Annotated in this window: 13 protein-coding genes; 6 read left to right on the top strand and 7 right to left on the bottom strand. The window is 43.4% G+C overall.

Features of this window, described 5'->3' with window-relative positions:
* Positions 1–17 precede the first annotated feature (17 nt).
* Positions 18–3,218 (top strand): TonB-dependent receptor, encoded by a 3,201-nt coding sequence (locus tag R8G66_17665; protein MDW3194206.1) that lies wholly within the window; start codon positions 18–20, stop codon positions 3,216–3,218.
* Positions 3,219–3,568: 350 nt separating this feature from the next.
* Entirely contained in the window at positions 3,569–4,015 is a 447-nt protein-coding gene (locus R8G66_17660; GenBank protein MDW3194205.1) for a hypothetical protein, read from the top strand.
* 141 nt (positions 4,016–4,156) lie between these two features.
* Here the strand turns inward: R8G66_17660 and R8G66_17655 are convergent, their stop codons facing one another.
* Positions 4,157–5,158 (bottom strand): glycosyltransferase family 2 protein, encoded by a 1,002-nt coding sequence (locus tag R8G66_17655; GenBank protein ID MDW3194204.1) that lies wholly within the window; start codon positions 5,156–5,158, stop codon positions 4,157–4,159.
* Between the two features lie 34 nt (positions 5,159–5,192).
* On the opposite strand from R8G66_17655, the gene R8G66_17650 reads away from it, so the two are divergent.
* Entirely contained in the window at positions 5,193–6,818 is a 1,626-nt protein-coding gene (locus R8G66_17650; protein ID MDW3194203.1) for an ATP-binding cassette domain-containing protein, read from the top strand.
* 373 nt (positions 6,819–7,191) lie between these two features.
* On the opposite strand, the gene R8G66_17645 is transcribed toward R8G66_17650, so the two are convergent.
* Genes R8G66_17645 through R8G66_17635 form a run of 3 tightly spaced genes read right to left on the bottom strand, consistent with a single transcriptional unit; the run spans position 7,192 to position 10,729 of the window.
* Positions 7,192–8,322: a P1 family peptidase gene (locus tag R8G66_17645; GenBank protein MDW3194202.1), complete on the bottom strand. Its 1,131-nt coding sequence runs from the start codon at positions 8,320–8,322 to the stop codon at positions 7,192–7,194.
* 4 nt (positions 8,323–8,326) lie between these two features.
* Positions 8,327–9,952 carry an amidase gene (locus tag R8G66_17640; protein MDW3194201.1) on the bottom strand — a complete coding sequence of 542 codons (1,626 nt, stop codon included), beginning with the start codon at positions 9,950–9,952 and terminating at the stop codon, positions 8,327–8,329.
* Positions 9,953–10,012: 60 nt separating this feature from the next.
* Positions 10,013–10,729 carry an HAD family hydrolase gene (locus R8G66_17635; GenBank protein ID MDW3194200.1) on the bottom strand — a complete coding sequence of 239 codons (717 nt, stop codon included), beginning with the start codon at positions 10,727–10,729 and terminating at the stop codon, positions 10,013–10,015.
* Between the two features lie 126 nt (positions 10,730–10,855).
* On the opposite strand from R8G66_17635, the gene R8G66_17630 reads away from it, so the two are divergent.
* Entirely contained in the window at positions 10,856–11,449 is a 594-nt protein-coding gene (locus R8G66_17630) for a porin family protein (GenBank protein MDW3194199.1), read from the top strand.
* 90 nt (positions 11,450–11,539) lie between these two features.
* Here R8G66_17630 and R8G66_17625 read toward each other — a convergent pair whose 3' ends face one another.
* The gene (locus tag R8G66_17625) at positions 11,540–11,848 is read right to left on the bottom strand and encodes an NIPSNAP family protein (GenBank protein ID MDW3194198.1); all 309 of its coding nucleotides are present in this window, start codon (positions 11,846–11,848) and stop codon (positions 11,540–11,542) included.
* Between the two features lie 289 nt (positions 11,849–12,137).
* Here R8G66_17625 and R8G66_17620 point away from each other — a divergent pair, with 289 nt between their 5' ends.
* Together R8G66_17620 and R8G66_17615 are read left to right on the top strand one after the other, a co-directional pair.
* Positions 12,138–12,656, top strand: coding sequence for a hypothetical protein (locus R8G66_17620; GenBank protein ID MDW3194197.1), 519 nt, complete (start codon positions 12,138–12,140; stop codon positions 12,654–12,656).
* A gap of 29 nt (positions 12,657–12,685) precedes the next feature.
* Entirely contained in the window at positions 12,686–13,207 is a 522-nt protein-coding gene (locus R8G66_17615) for a hypothetical protein (protein ID MDW3194196.1), read from the top strand.
* A gap of 325 nt (positions 13,208–13,532) precedes the next feature.
* On the opposite strand, the gene R8G66_17610 is transcribed toward R8G66_17615, so the two are convergent.
* Positions 13,533–14,225, bottom strand: a complete 693-nt coding sequence (locus R8G66_17610) for a DNA alkylation repair protein (GenBank protein MDW3194195.1) — start codon at positions 14,223–14,225, stop codon at positions 13,533–13,535.
* Positions 14,222–14,683, bottom strand: coding sequence for a YkgJ family cysteine cluster protein (locus tag R8G66_17605; protein MDW3194194.1), 462 nt, complete (start codon positions 14,681–14,683; stop codon positions 14,222–14,224). The genes R8G66_17610 and R8G66_17605 overlap by 4 nt, the downstream gene beginning before the upstream one ends.
* Positions 14,684–14,771: the final 88 nt, after the last annotated feature.

The raw sequence follows: 14,771 nt of genomic DNA, 5'->3' as shown, positions 1-14,771 counted from the left end.
TCCTAAAATTCTAACCTATGAAAAATATGTACAAGTTGATGATCTCGAAGATGAGCTGTCTCATCCTCATCGGGATGCTATTTTCAAGCCAATTATCCATAGCGGGTGCTGCACAAAGCATCTGGGATGTCACGCTGGATTTGGAATTGAATGACGAACCATTGACCAAAGCGTTCGAAGAAATAGAGGCCAAGACTGATTTTACTTTTAATTATTCTAAGTCCGATGTAAAGGCCATAAAATTGACCAATAAGTACAAGGATGTTTCCCTGGGCCAGATCTTAACTGATTTCTCTAAAAAAGGGAAGTTAAAATTTCGCCAGATCGGGCAGCACATCAATGTCAATAAACTTCCAGAAGTAACCAATTCTACACCGATAGAAGTGGTAGAAATGGCTCCTATTCAGGTGAAAGTAACGGATGAAAGTGGAGAGCCTTTGATCGGTGTGACTGTGGTCATTCGAGGAACGAGTAGCGGTGCCGTAAGTGATTTCAATGGCATAGCGCGTATTGATGCCGAGCAAGGAGCCGTATTGGTGGTCAGTTATGTAGGTTTCCAGTCGCAAAACATTACCGTGGGTGCGGCCACTTCGTATGAGGTCGTACTGGTGGAAGACCTCAATCAATTGGAGAGCATCACCGTAACAGGTAGTAGGAATGAGAATCGATCTGTGACAGATACGCCTGTTCCGATCGACGTGATTGATATGGAAGAAATCGTAGCTCCCGGTGGGCAAATCTCCATCACGGAAATTCTGAATGTGGTAGCACCTTCTTTCACATCACAGACCCAAACCGTATCAGACGGTACAGACCACCTGGATCCTGCTTCATTGCGTGGATTAGGACCTGATCAGGTCTTGGTGCTGATCAATGGTAAGCGCCGACATGTCAGTTCCTTGTTGAACGTGAACGGAACTGTGGGTAGAGGTAGCGTGGGTACGGACATGAATTCTTTGCCTACAGCGGCGATCAAAAGAATTGAAGTATTGCGTGATGGTGCTGCTGCTCAATATGGATCAGACGCGATAGCGGGAGTCATTAACATTATTTTGAAAGACGCCACGGATCAGCTGGACCTTACGGTAACTACCGGAGCGAATTTTAGTTCGAATAGCAACCAATTTGACGGAGGAGTTGATGGAGAAAAGATCCAGATTGATGCCAATTACGGCATTCCACTTGGAGACGGCTTTATCAACTTTACAGGATCACTCGGCACCCGGACTCCTGCTTTGAGAAACAGAGATTATCAGGGAGATATTTTTCAGGGATTTCATGGAGCGGAGCGACTATTTGCGGCTTCAGGTGGGACAGTAGCTGATATGACATTGGCTGATTATCAATCGGCCGCAAGTGGTTTGAGTTATCTGGGGGCTGATGTGCTTACTGAGATTGCCGGTTTGGATGTGGCCAATGCAGATGATGTAACGCGGTTGCGTGAATTGTTGGGTACGGATGTAGATGAAGCGGAGCTTGCTGCCCGTGGCCTGACCCGAGAAGATTTCAGATTCAAAATTGGTACAGCGCAGTTGCGTGAAGGAAAAGCCTTTGCGAACATGTCGCTTCCCATTGGTGACAATGGAACAGAATTCTATGCTTTCGGGGGAATCGGCTATCGCCAGGGATTGGCTTCAGGGTTTTATCGTAGACCAGCACAGGGAGATGGACGAGCCAATACTCCGGCGTTCCCGAATGGGTTCTTACCAGGTATTCAATCGGATGTGTTAGATCAGTCTGTGTCCGTCGGGATCAAGAGTAAAATCAATGATTGGAAAGTCGACTTTTCCAATACGTTTGGCAGCAACACTTTTGATATTACCGTCGTGAATTCCAGCAATGGAACCCTGGGGGTTGCGACACCAAGAGACTTTAGGGCTGGGGGATTTGGCTTCAGTCAGAATACTACAAATCTGGACGTTTCTAAATACCATGATAGCATCCTTGAAGGATTCAATGTGGCTTTCGGGGCAGAGTATCGGGTAGAAAACTTCCAGGTTACTGCCGGAGAGGAAGCTTCCTGGGCGAACTACGATGTGAATGGCAACATCATCAATGCCGCCACAGATGATGCTTTGTTGGTGAGAAATAATTTTACCGGAGCGACTCTAGGTGGTGGCTCACAAGTTTATCGTGGCTTTACTCCTCAGAATGAAGTCAATCAATTTCGGAACAGTATCGCTGGCTACTTCGATTTTGAAGCAGATGTTACCGAAGCCTTGATCTTATCTTTCGCCACGCGTTTCGAATCTTATTCTGATTTCGGAGAGACGTTCAATTACAAAATTGCAGGTCGATATCAATTCTCAGAAAACCTGGCGATCAGAGGTGCTCAATCCACAGGTTTTAGAGCCCCTTCCTTGCATCAGAAGTTCTTCAGCCGAAGCAGCACAGTCTTTGTGAATGGAGAGCCGAACGAAATCGGAACTTTTTCGAATGACAGCAGGGCCGCACAATTGCTCGGGATTCCAAATTTGAAGGAGGAAACTTCTACCAGTTCCAGTGTCGGTTTGGTGGCTTCTTTACCTGGCGCAGGGCTCACGTTGACCGTGGATGCTTATCAGATTGATATCGAAGATCGCATCGTAATCTCAGGGAGCTTCAGTGCAGGTGATGACCCTGAGTTACAGCAGATTTTTGAGGCAGCAGGTTCTACCTCAGCGCAGTTCCTGACCAATGCGATTGATACCAAGTCACAAGGACTGGACATTACACTGTCGCAGGTATCGGAATTTGGGAACGCAACATTGAAAAATGATTTTGCAGCCACTTTCTCGAAAACAGAGCAAGTAGGAGACATCAATACGACACCTTTATTGGCTGGGCAAGAGAGCACTTTCTTTGGGGCGAGAGATCGGTTATTTCTGGAAAGAGCGCAGCCCAGGACCAAAGTTTCCCTGACCAACATCTATACGATGAATAAAGTGACTGGCTTGCTGAGAAACGTTTATTACGGATCGGTAATTGATCCTGATTCTCATGCCGATGATGCTTTAGTCGAGTATGGTGGAAAATTGGTTACGGACCTTTCTTTCCGATATGGTTTTTCCGATGTGTTGAGTGCAACGATCGGGGTGAACAATCTATTTGATATTTATCCTGACGAGAATCGGGAAGCCAGTACTTCCGGGGATCAATTTGTGTATTCCAGAAGAACCTCACAGTTTGGGTACACGGGTAGATTCATGTTCCTGAAAGTAAACTTTACTTTGAAGTGAGAGCCAGGTGAATAAATAAGAAAAGGCACTTCAGGGTGCCTTTTTGTTTTTTCAGGGGATGATGAACTGAATCAAGCAACAAGCAAAACTCCCTCATTGTACCCCAGACCAAGTAATACTGTTTTATCTCTTCTCGTTTCCCAAAGGAAAGTGATGGTTCTTTGAATAGCGCATTCCCCCGAACAAAATATACCGTAAAGTAGGTATGTGAAACCTATGAAATGATCAATAAATTGCTTTCCTCAATGAGCAAGGAAAATAGGAAAACGATTGGAAATGGGTAATTGGATTATTGAAGAGAATATGAGATAATCCTACCCTGATATTCGGAACTCTAAAATTATTTGTTGATGAAAGATAATTTAGGTTACAAAATAGCTATATGGCTCTCCTTCAGTGTTTTGATCATTGGAAGTATCGTTATTTATTTTTTAATGAAAATGACGGTTGACTATTTCGAAGCTCTTGATAAGGTTTTGAATGCCCCCTTGTTTCTGGGATTAGCGAGTATTTCTCTCGCAATCGCTACTTTCTTAAAAAATCAGAAAGCAGATATAAAAAATAACGTTAAGAAAATTAAGAAACTTTTAGATACTGTCAAACTAGCCAATAAAGACTCAAAGTATATCAGAAAGGAAGGGATCGACTCTCTTCTAAAACCAAATGAAAAGTTTGAAAAGACAACAAAAGAACTTGATCGAGTTGTTAATCATCTCATCAATGCTTGTATGCTGTTCTTTCTAGGGCTGGTCGAATCTCTTACTTTAGATTTACTGATCAATTCAGTAATCAATTAAATCCTCTGGTAGTAATTGAGTTGGTCGTAGGGTGCGGGCTTATGATTTTCGGATTGATCAATTTGATGAGAGGAGTGTTTGGGTTAAGGTCTGAGGTTCAATTGTAGCCACATAAATCGATAACATAAACATGATTTCTAGTTAAGCGACGAGTAAAAAGTCAACTCCCTCTTTGTAGCCTTTCTCCAATAAGTATTGTTTTATCTCTTTTCTTTTCCCGCGATTAGCTACATAGGAAAGAATGAAGAGCGCTCCAGGTTCTGGGATGTCTTTAAAATCAATGCACGGCAATACTAATTGTCGAGGTTTCACATCGATGTATCCTTTGATTTGAATCCCATGGTCTTCCAGGAGGCTACTCCGTCTGCGACTTAGTTTCCCCGCTCCCCAGATCCAGATGTCTTTGCTTGGTGCTTCTTTTGTCAGCCAACTCGCCAGATATTTGGCTTTTACTTGATAAAAGACTGTATCAGAATATCGGGTATCCGTCCGAGTCAATCGTTCGGGATGGTCATTCCATTTCAGTACTGGACTTTCAATTTTCCCCATTTGCACACCCTTTTCCATCCAGCGTAAGATCATTTCATAGTCCTCAGGAAAGTCTCCATCGGTATACCCTCCATGTTTTTCGAATAGGTGTTTTCGGAACATGATCGTTGGATTCACAATGGGGAGCTCTACAAAACGATTTGTGAAAATGTCATTCGCCTGGATTAAGCTATTGCTCCAATCGACGTAATGACGAAATCCCTCATTGGCATCCGCACCGTGATATTCAACCTGTCCACCCACCAGACCAATGATCGGATGCGCATTTAGGAAGTTAACTTGTTTCTCCAGGCGATCTGGAAGCATTTCATCATCGGCATCCATACGTGCAATCAGGGGGGCGCTGGCCAATTCAAAACCGTGATTGGAGGCATGGGCCACTCCTTGTCTTTTTACTGGTTTTAGACGTACCCGATGATCAATGCTTGCGAAACGTGAAGCTATTTTCTCTGATCCATCAGAACTGTTATTGTTGATCAGGATCAGTTCAAAGTCCTGAAAGGTTTGATTTAGGATACTTTCGATGGCCCTTGCTAAAGTTTTTTCAGCATTGAAATAAGGAAGTACAACAGATATTGCTGGTGTGGGTTGCATTCATCTACCTTTGCGCCCTCAAAATAAGGCAGAAATGATCAGTGCAAACAATGTGTCCCTCCAGTTTGGGAAGCGTATCCTATTCGACGAAGTAAATATCAAGTTTACGGAGGGCAATTGCTATGGTATAATCGGGGCCAATGGCGCCGGGAAATCTACTTTCCTGAAGATCCTCGCGGGAGACATCTCTCCCAACCGGGGGAATGTAACCATGGATCCGGGAGAGCGCATGGCAGTTCTTCGTCAGAATCACTTTGAGTTTGATGAAGAGACCGTGCTGAATACCGTACTGAGAGGCCACGAAGAACTTTGGTCCATCATGCAGGAGAAAGATGCCATCTACATGAAGCCCGACTTTTCGGAGGCGGATGGGATCAAAGCTTCGGAACTGGAAGAGAAGTTTGCGGAAATGGACGGCTGGAATGCTGAACCTGAAGCAGCGGCTTTGTTAAGTGGCCTGGGGATCGTAGAGGCTGACCATTATCGTCAATTACAAGAATTGGATGGTACCCAGAAGGTACGTGTGCTTTTGGCGCAAGCTTTGTTTGGAAACCCGGACATCCTGATCCTCGATGAGCCTACCAACGATCTGGATCTGAAAACTATTTCCTGGTTAGAAGATTTCTTACTCGATTTCAAAAACACCGTGATCGTCGTTTCTCACGACAGGCACTTCCTCGATACGGTATGTACGCATATCGTGGACATTGACTTTTCGCAAATCAAAATGTTTACAGGAAACTACAGTTTTTGGTACCAGTCCAGTCAATTGGCATTACAGCAGCGAAGTTCGGCCAATAAGAAAGCTGAAGAAAAGAAAAAGGAACTACAGGAATTCATTGCGCGATTTGCAGCCAATGCCTCTAAATCAAAACAGGCGACCAGTCGAAGAAAGCTGTTGGATAAAATCAATGTTGATGACATTCAGCCATCTTCACGTAGATATCCGGCCATTATCTTCTCCCAAAACCGTCAGGCAGGTGATCAGATCCTGAATGTAGAAGGATTGAGTAAATCAGTGGACGGCAATGCACTTTTCAACAACCTCGACTTTCGGGTGAACAAAGGGGATAAGATTGCCTTTTTGAGCGACAGCAGCTTGGCTACTACAGCCTTATTCCAGATTTTGATGGGTGAGTTACAAGCGGATGGCGGTGAATTCAAGTATGGACAAACTATCACCACAACCTACCTGCCCAATGAGAATGAGGAGTTTTTCGATGTAGATCTCAACCTCATTGATTGGTTGCGTCAATTTGCCGAAGGCGAGGCGGATGATGTGTATATCCGTGGATTCCTGGGCAAAATGTTATTTTCAGGTGAAGAGACTTTCAAGAAAGCCAATGTGCTGTCAGGTGGAGAAAAGGTACGGTGCATGATCAGCCGCATGATGCTCGGTGAAGGAAACTTGTTGATCCTGGATGAACCGACCAATCACCTGGACCTGGAGTCGATCACGGCATTCAACAATGCCTTGAAGGACTTTCCGGGGACTGTTTTATTTACCTCTCACGATCACGAATTCACACAAACCATTGCTAATCGAATCATTGAGATTTTCCCGAATGGGCAGATGGACAAATTGATGGATTATGATGAATATGTAGGTAGCGACAAAGTTGCCACACAACGCGAACAATTATCTGGACAGGGTGCCTAACAACACTAAATCAGAATGAGATAAAAAATAAAAGGGCTGACTACTTGTCAACCCCTTTAATCTCATTAAGAACCAGCTATGGAAAATAGATACTCACTATTTCTGCCTCTAAGATATATCAAATGATATAAAACACAAAAAAATTATATCATTTGATATAAAAAAGTTATTTGATATAAAGAATTGGAAGTGGGGGAAGAGGCTTTTTTCAGGACCGAAAGCCCAAAAAATTTGCTTGCGAATTTAATAACTATTGGCGGTTCGATCAATTTATTTACCCCGCTTCACACCGACTTTTTTCCGTTTCAGTTATTAGAAAGAGCGAATGGTCTTCATTTTTGTGGCTTAGAGCCACAAATAGGGTAAAAAATCATCATTTAATTTTTCCGGCGGCCTTCAGAAAATCCAGTACTTTATTGACCGGAAGTGCTTCTATTTTGTGATTGTCTCTGCCGATCGTGGTTTCTGCTGCGAACAAAGAATTGATGATGGCTTCTTCCGTGGCTTCAATGGTGGCCAGGAACAAATAGGAGATGTCATCGTTTCTCAAAACATCCCAGGTTTCTTTAGTTCCTTCTGTTTCGTACGCTACAAAATTTTCATTTGCCGTCGAAAAGGCCACGACATAATCTCCAGAGCCATTCGATGCGATTCCTCCGGTTTTTGCAAGGCCCAGCATGGCACGTTTGGCCAGTCGTTTCAAGTTGTGTGGCAGTAAGGGCGCGTCGGTGGCCACCACAATCATGCAAGATCCATCTGCACTTTCAAGCCCAGGACCTCCCCAGGGATAGCCTTCCAGATTTTTAGCCATGGAGACTCCATTGACCTCCAGGGTGCCACCAAAATTGGTTTGTACCAATACTCCTACCGTGTAGCCTCCAAAATCTTCAGGAAGCTTTCGCGAGGAAGTGCCAATACCTCCTTTGTATCCAAAACACACCGTTCCGGTACCTGCGCCGACATTACCTTCAGCTACTTTTCCACCAGTTGCGGAATTAATGGCTTCTAATATGTGATTTTCCTTTACATGTCTGCCCCGGATGTCATTCAAATACCCATCATTGGTTTCACCCACTACGGCATTGACCGAACGTACCTCAGTATTTTTCTCCAAGGAGTACGAGATGACCGCATTTATGGCATTGGCCACATTTAGGGTATTGGTCAGAACAATGGGGGTTTCAATGTTTCCCAATTCTTCGACCTGGGAATATCCTGCCAGCTTTCCAAAGCCATTACCGATATAGATGGCGGCTGGTACTTTCTGTTGAAAAACATTACCAGGATGTGGAATGATTGCGGTTGCTCCGGTTTTGATATGAGCTTCTGAATCAAGTGTGGTGTGCCCAACGGCAACTCCTGCCACGTCAGTTATGGCATTGTTGGATCCTGGGGAAAGAATACCGATTTCAATGCCCAGATCACGAGGACGCTGCTGGGCCACAAGCTGATTGACCATGATAAATGAGAGTATAAAAAAGGCTGATTTCTTAATGAGGTTCATGAGGCTAGAATTTTACCGAGTCGATGAATTCGGGTGCTTTTCGAAGTTGGGTCGCCTGTTCAAAAGCATAAGCGATACGAATGAGCTCGCCTTCAGACCAGGCAGTACCGAAGAAAGAAAGACCTACCGGTAGGCCATGGACATATCCAGCTGGTACGGAAATGTTAGGATATCCTGCCCAGGCCGCAGGAGAGGAGCTGCCGCCACCAAAGTTGTCACCATTGATCACATCGATGCACCATGCAGGACCACCTGTAGGTGCAACAATGGCATCCAGATTGTATTTCTTCATCGTGTTGTTGATGCCATTGCGGGCCCTGTTCTGAACAAGTTTCAATGCGTTTAAATATTCTTTTTCGGTAAGGTCGCCACGTGCTTCTGAAGATTGAAGAATTTCCATTTTGAAAAATGGCATGGCTTGAGCTTCGTTGGCCTCATTGTAAGCGATCACATCAGCAAGGGATTTTACTCCTGTAGTAGGAGTAGCACCTTCGAGGTATTTGTTTACGCCATCTTTGAATTCATATTCCAAAATAAGTCCTGAAGGTCCCCACAACTCGTTCATATTATCGATGATTTCATCCAGATCGATCAATTCTGCTCCTTGTGCTTCCATCGCCGCAAGTGCTTTTTCCAGCTCTGCGTCTACTTGTTCATGAAAGCCAAAGCGACTTCTCCAAACGCCAATCTTTTTGCCCTGTAGTCCATTGGCATCCAGATATTTTGTGTAGTCCGTTTCATAATTGCCTTCACTCTCCAGGGATTTACTGTCTTGCTCATCCACTCCTACTAACGCTCCCAGAAAGATGGCTGCGTCCGTTACGGTTCGGCCCATGGGACCCGCAATGTCCTGAGAAAAGGAGATGGGGATCACGCCACTACGACTGACCAGTCCTACGGTAGGTTTAATGCCTACGATGCCATTGGCCGTGCTGGGACAAACAATGGATCCATTGGTTTCGGTGCCAACGGTAACTGCGCAGAGGTTTGCCGATACAGCCGCACCTGATCCTGCACTGGAACCGCAAGGATTTCTATCTAGCACATAAGGATTGCGTGTTTGCCCTCCTCGACTGCTCCAGCCAGAAGAGGAGCGAGTGGACCTGAAGTTAGCCCATTCACTGAGGTTCGTTTTGCCAATGAGCACCGCACCACTTGCGCGAAGTTGCTTTACAAGGAAAGCATCTTCTGCCGCGTAATTGCCATGAAGGGCTGCAGCTCCGGCAGTGGTCATCATTTTATCTGCCGTATTGATGTTGTCCTTGATCATCACAGGTATACCATGCATGGGGCCACGGATATTACCCTCAGCACGTTCGGCATCCATGCTACGGGCAATCTCCAGTGCGTCCGGATTGACTTCAATCACTGAGTTGAGCTGAGGGCCTTCCTCATCGATGGCCTTGATGCGATCCAGGTAGAGTTGAACTATCTGTTCAGAAGAGAGTACCCCACTATCCATTTTCGCCTGCAGCTCAGGGATGGTCATTTCCAATAAGGAGAATGCATTTGGGTCTGAAGTTTCAGTAGTTACTTCAGGCTCTTGTTCCGGCGCGGTGCTGCAACTACTCAACAGAGCGACAAGTATGAAAATGCTACAGAAAAAATTGAGAGACTTGTAGTAGGTCATGGGATTTTTATTAGCTCAATCTCAAATATACTTTCAATGGGTTCAAATAGGCAGGAGTTCTTATCCCAACTGTCGAATAAAGTCGGGGACTAACGAAATGTCAGATAAGTGGTCATATTTGATGCCATCCAGTTGTTCAGCTGTCACCTCCTCGTGCACCCAGGTAACATGAAAAGGAATGTGAATGGCTTCACAGCCTAGTTTACGCATGGGGAGGATGTCCGATCTAAGTGAATTGCCAATCATTACCACTTCATCCGGTAAAATGGAATGAGCGGTTAAGATCTTTTGATAAGAATCCTCATTCTTTTCACTGACGATCTCTATCCATTCGAAATGTTCCGCTAATCCCGATCGGGCGATTTTTGTTTCCTGATCGAAGAGATCTCCTTTTGTAATGATCATCAAGATATAATCTTCTTTCAGGTCTTTCAGTGTTGCTTCTACATTAGGCAATACATCGATGGGGTGGTCCAGCATCCACTTCCCGAGGTTGATGATCTGTTGGATCTCTGAAGCAGTCACAGATCCCTGGGTGATCTCAATAGCCGTTTCGATCATGGATAGGACAAACCCTTTGACCCCATATCCGAAGTGTTTGATATTCTTTATTTCAAATTCGTACAGTTTTTTCTCCAGATCTTCTACAGAAATGTAGTGGGCCAGGTTTGATTTATAGGTCTGATGTGCTTCCTGGAACATCGACTCATGCGCCCATAAGGTGTCGTCTGCGTCAAAAGCAACGTATTGGATTTTTCGATTATTGGTGATCACCATGAGCCTAAATCTAGCAGGTTTTCTACTTATCCGTCGAGATTACCTATTTTTGGTGCATCGGGACGGTGGATTCTTTAATACAATTATTTTCACCAGCTATTTTGTTCCGGTCAAAAACAGAGGAATATGAAAAAAATTACATTATTACTTGCTTTGGCTTTCGTCGGAGTTTGCGGAGTACAAGCACAAGAATTGAAAGCAGGCCTTAAAGTTGGGTTGAACTTCCCCTCCGCGAGTGCCTTTGGTTTGGATGACTTGAATGTAGGCAACGCCAATGATAAGGCATCAGGTTATCTGGTAGGTGCTTATGCAAGCTTTAAATTCACAGCTTTTGCTGTACAGCCTGAAGCACTTTATTCTTTCACCAGATTTACTACAGTTAATAGTGATAACCTGGATCTGACTTATATCAATATTCCGGTAATGGTTAAGTTTTATCCATTGCCTTTGATTCCTTTGAATGTGCAGGCTGGTCCTCAATTTGGATTGCTGGCTGGAACAGTAGGGAGAATTAACGGGGACAATGCTAGTGATACCTTGAAGGATTCTGATTTGAGTATCGCGATTGGGGCTGGTTTCGATGCGCCTTTTGGTCTCGATATCACTGCACGATACATCATAGGAGTATCTGATAATAATGACGTATCTGCCATTTCTGAATCTATCAAGAACACAACATTCCAATTGTCAATTGGATATGCTTTCCTGAAGAAAGGATAAGCGTTAATTAAATAAGAATATCAAGAGCCTGTCCTGGCCCCATCCCGATAACCATCGGGAATCGGGATGTCGGGACAGGCTTTTTTATTTCTATTTGTTGTCAAGCGGCTTGAGAAAACTACGCTCATAGCTGATGATGCAATTCGTTTCTTCCGCATATTGATAGGCAGCGATACAATCAGGATCTTTCATGCTGTCTGTTCGATACTTTTCATAAGTTGCCAAGGAAGGAAAATTGAATAGGGCATATCCAATATTATTGGCGCCTTCATGTGGCAGGAAATAACCCAGATGCTGGCCGCCAAACTTGTTGACGAGCGGTATCCACATTTCGCCATAGGTCTCAAAATCGTTGATCATAGTGGGATCAAGGACATACTTTACAAAGCAGGTAATCATGTCCTGTCAACATAATGTGAGAAGGAAAAGATTCCCATTGGAGGACATTTACTTGTTAAGCTTGGCAAAGCGGGAGGTGAAAAGATAAAACCGTTATCCTTTCATTGGCAAATCCGTTACTTACATGAAGTTTTTTGATACGTTCATGAAGTTGTAGGTGAAATAGTCTGGTAATTAGCGGAACTTGTGAGTGTATTACACAAAACCGCATGTTACCGACCAAATCAACTAATGTAATCAAGCCCTCTTCGGTGTTATCACCAAAAGGTTTTTTGAAAGGCCCTCTTTTGTGTCTCCACAAAAGATTTTATTCCTGCTAAGTCTCTTATTGATAACCAACTTCACCACTGCCCAAACCACCACCCAGAACTACGTCCAGACCCTGACGGCCAGAGATACGATCTCTGGTGCACTGATCCATGAGCAGAACTATCCTCAAATGGTGCAAACGGATGTGGTGTACGTCGATGGACATGAAGAGGCTCATGCCAGTAGATTTGATGCTGGTGAAGTTTCAAAAATTGATAATAGTAATATTGATTTTTTAAATGATTCTCCTGAAGAAATTACTAACAAGCTCAATGAAAATCTTGAACAACATCTCATCAATGAAGAAAAAGAAGCCTCTCATGTAGAGAATATAATCAGAGCAGAGTATGATCCAAAACAGAAGCGTTTTGGTCTTAGAAAAGTATATTCAAATATTCCTAAATCAAGAGTAGTGAACGGAGTACCAACTATTTCAACACATCCTCCAGTTAATGTAATTAAGGATGGTTATCGTTATTACAAAAAGAAAGGTAATTAGGTATGGTTTTATTAAATATTGTTTTGTTTTTGAATGTATCATTATTCAGTTCTGAAAGTGAATGTAGGATTTTAGAATTAAAGGAACCTATTGTCTTAAATTCCAAAAACTTCAAAGAGTTTGACGAAAAACTGGATGATTTTGCTCAAAGTAAAAGAGACTTAGATATTCTTGTTTTTGAAATTCGATCTGGTAAAACTAATAGGCTTATTAGAGTTTATTCTGAAGACGATGGATTGGTGTTATTTAATTCACAACGAAGTAATTCAGAGCACTTGTTAATTGACAATAAATGTCAGGATAAAGTGCAGAAATTAATCTCTACTATAGACTCTAAAAACTATATGGTTACATGTTTGGACTATTCAAGTTCGATCAAACTAACAGTTTTTATGATAAAGAAAAAAGGCAACAACTTTTTTAGTTTAAGTATAAACTCTGATGATTTTCTGTATAGCCAAGATGGAGCAAATCGAGAAGTAATATTTGACGAAATTCAATTACTGAAAGCGATATATGGAATTGCAAACAAGGACAGAGCAACTAATTAACCTTTCTCTATACATTAAGTGGGAAGCCTCCGATTCACTCAGGGGCTTTTTACATGAAATAGGTCTACCTTAGTATTAATCCTAATAAATACCGTACCCTTAACAAATGCACTCTAATAAAGATTTCAGATAAGTAGTTCAACTGGTTCATAAGTAGTTCACTGGCCAAAATGAACCACCTATCAGTCTTTACAGCTGAAAATCTTGTAATCGCTCGGCTACCAAGGCCGAGTGATGTCTATTTCTAGGGATTGCAGCCGGAAAAACCAGCTCGATCATGACTATCTTGGAAATCAGTTGAGTCGGGTCGAAGGCTCGAACTGAGCTATCCTTCCTTTCTCTCCAATCTTTCTAATACTTCCTTTTTCATCAATTCTCTCCTTACATCACTGATGATCCATATGACGGATTTGCTGGTCGGGTGTTTAGTTGCTATTTGATCGCATTTTTCGAGGATAGTTGTTCTCAATGTCAGGTTGCGTTTGCCTTGGCTTCTCAATAACCAGCTAACGGCTTTCTTGACAAAGTTCCGTTCATCTGTGACGTATGGAGTAGCAGCTTCAATGTATTTTAACAACCATTCGTTGCTGGCCTTTTTATTGTGGATGGACAAGGAGGTCATCAACACCAGACCGCATCTCCTGACAAATTCACGATCATCCATGACCCATTGATAAGCAACCTCTTCAGCCAATGGGCTCCTTCGGAACAAGTGCATGCATAGGTTGTCACAGAGGTCCCAGGAATAAACCTGGCTTGCCCAATGGTCCATCAATTCTTTCGTCAATAGTTTAGGTTCGGCCAGAAAGGCGGTGATCAACTTGGCTTCGTGGTGCGGTTCTTCAAATAACTGTACAGCTAATTCATGGTTCTTGCCAATTTGTTTGGCCAGCTTTTGGATGTCCGGACTTTTTACGCCGAAGGCTTCTGATGCAACAATTCCGAAGCGTGCGAATTGGTTGCGGTGGTGCTCTGTCCCCAATGCTCGGAGTGCCTTGATGACTTCTTGGGTTGTCATGCGTATACCTTTTCAAGCTTACCTAAAATCTCGTCAACCGCCGGGCAAATAGTGGAATTTTTCAGGGTCAGGTTCAGGATCTGATGCATGCGCTTACGATTGGTGTGCGGATATTCGCGGCAGGCTTTAGGTCGAACATCATAGACTTCACAGGTGTTGTCATCTAATAGGAAAGGGCATGGGGCCTGAGTCAATACAAAATCACCATCTTCATCTGTTTTCAAATAGCGATCATGAAATTCCGCAGGTCGAATCCCTAATCTTTTAGAGACCCTTGAAATATCTGTGGGTAAAAAAATAGGGCTGGTCGTTTTGCAGCAGTTGGCGCAGGTCAGGCAGTCTGTTGTTTCAAAAACCTCATCGTGCAATTCACTGAACTGATCATCCAGGTCTTTTGGCTTTTTCTTTTTTAGCCGCTTAATGAGTTGCGTATTCCGTGAAAGGTTTTCGTTTGCCATATAACAGCAAAATTACGAACACCAAAAGGGAAAGGACTTATCACAATGGCGATAAGTCCTGATTAACTCACCCTGTTATTTCAAGTAT

Source organism: Cytophagales bacterium, from assembly GCA_033344775.1.
Taxonomy (GTDB): Bacteria; Bacteroidota; Bacteroidia; order Cytophagales; family Cyclobacteriaceae; genus JAWPMT01.
This window is presented reverse-complemented; position numbering and strand designations above follow the sequence as displayed.

Coding starts and splice junctions, on each gene's coding strand:
- R8G66_17665 (MDW3194206.1), top strand. CDS start 18: ATGAAAAATATGTACAAGTTGATGATCTCGAAGATGAGCTGTCTCATC.
- R8G66_17660 (MDW3194205.1), top strand. CDS start 3,569: ATGAAAGATAATTTAGGTTACAAAATAGCTATATGGCTCTCCTTCAGT.
- R8G66_17655 (MDW3194204.1), bottom strand. CDS start 5,158: ATGCAACCCACACCAGCAATATCTGTTGTACTTCCTTATTTCAATGCT.
- R8G66_17650 (MDW3194203.1), top strand. CDS start 5,193: ATGATCAGTGCAAACAATGTGTCCCTCCAGTTTGGGAAGCGTATCCTA.
- R8G66_17645 (MDW3194202.1), bottom strand. CDS start 8,322: ATGAACCTCATTAAGAAATCAGCCTTTTTTATACTCTCATTTATCATG.
- R8G66_17640 (MDW3194201.1), bottom strand. CDS start 9,952: ATGACCTACTACAAGTCTCTCAATTTTTTCTGTAGCATTTTCATACTT.
- R8G66_17635 (MDW3194200.1), bottom strand. CDS start 10,729: ATGGTGATCACCAATAATCGAAAAATCCAATACGTTGCTTTTGACGCA.
- R8G66_17630 (MDW3194199.1), top strand. CDS start 10,856: ATGAAAAAAATTACATTATTACTTGCTTTGGCTTTCGTCGGAGTTTGC.
- R8G66_17625 (MDW3194198.1), bottom strand. CDS start 11,848: ATGATTACCTGCTTTGTAAAGTATGTCCTTGATCCCACTATGATCAAC.
- R8G66_17610 (MDW3194195.1), bottom strand. CDS start 14,225: ATGACAACCCAAGAAGTCATCAAGGCACTCCGAGCATTGGGGACAGAG.
- R8G66_17605 (MDW3194194.1), bottom strand. CDS start 14,683: ATGGCAAACGAAAACCTTTCACGGAATACGCAACTCATTAAGCGGCTA.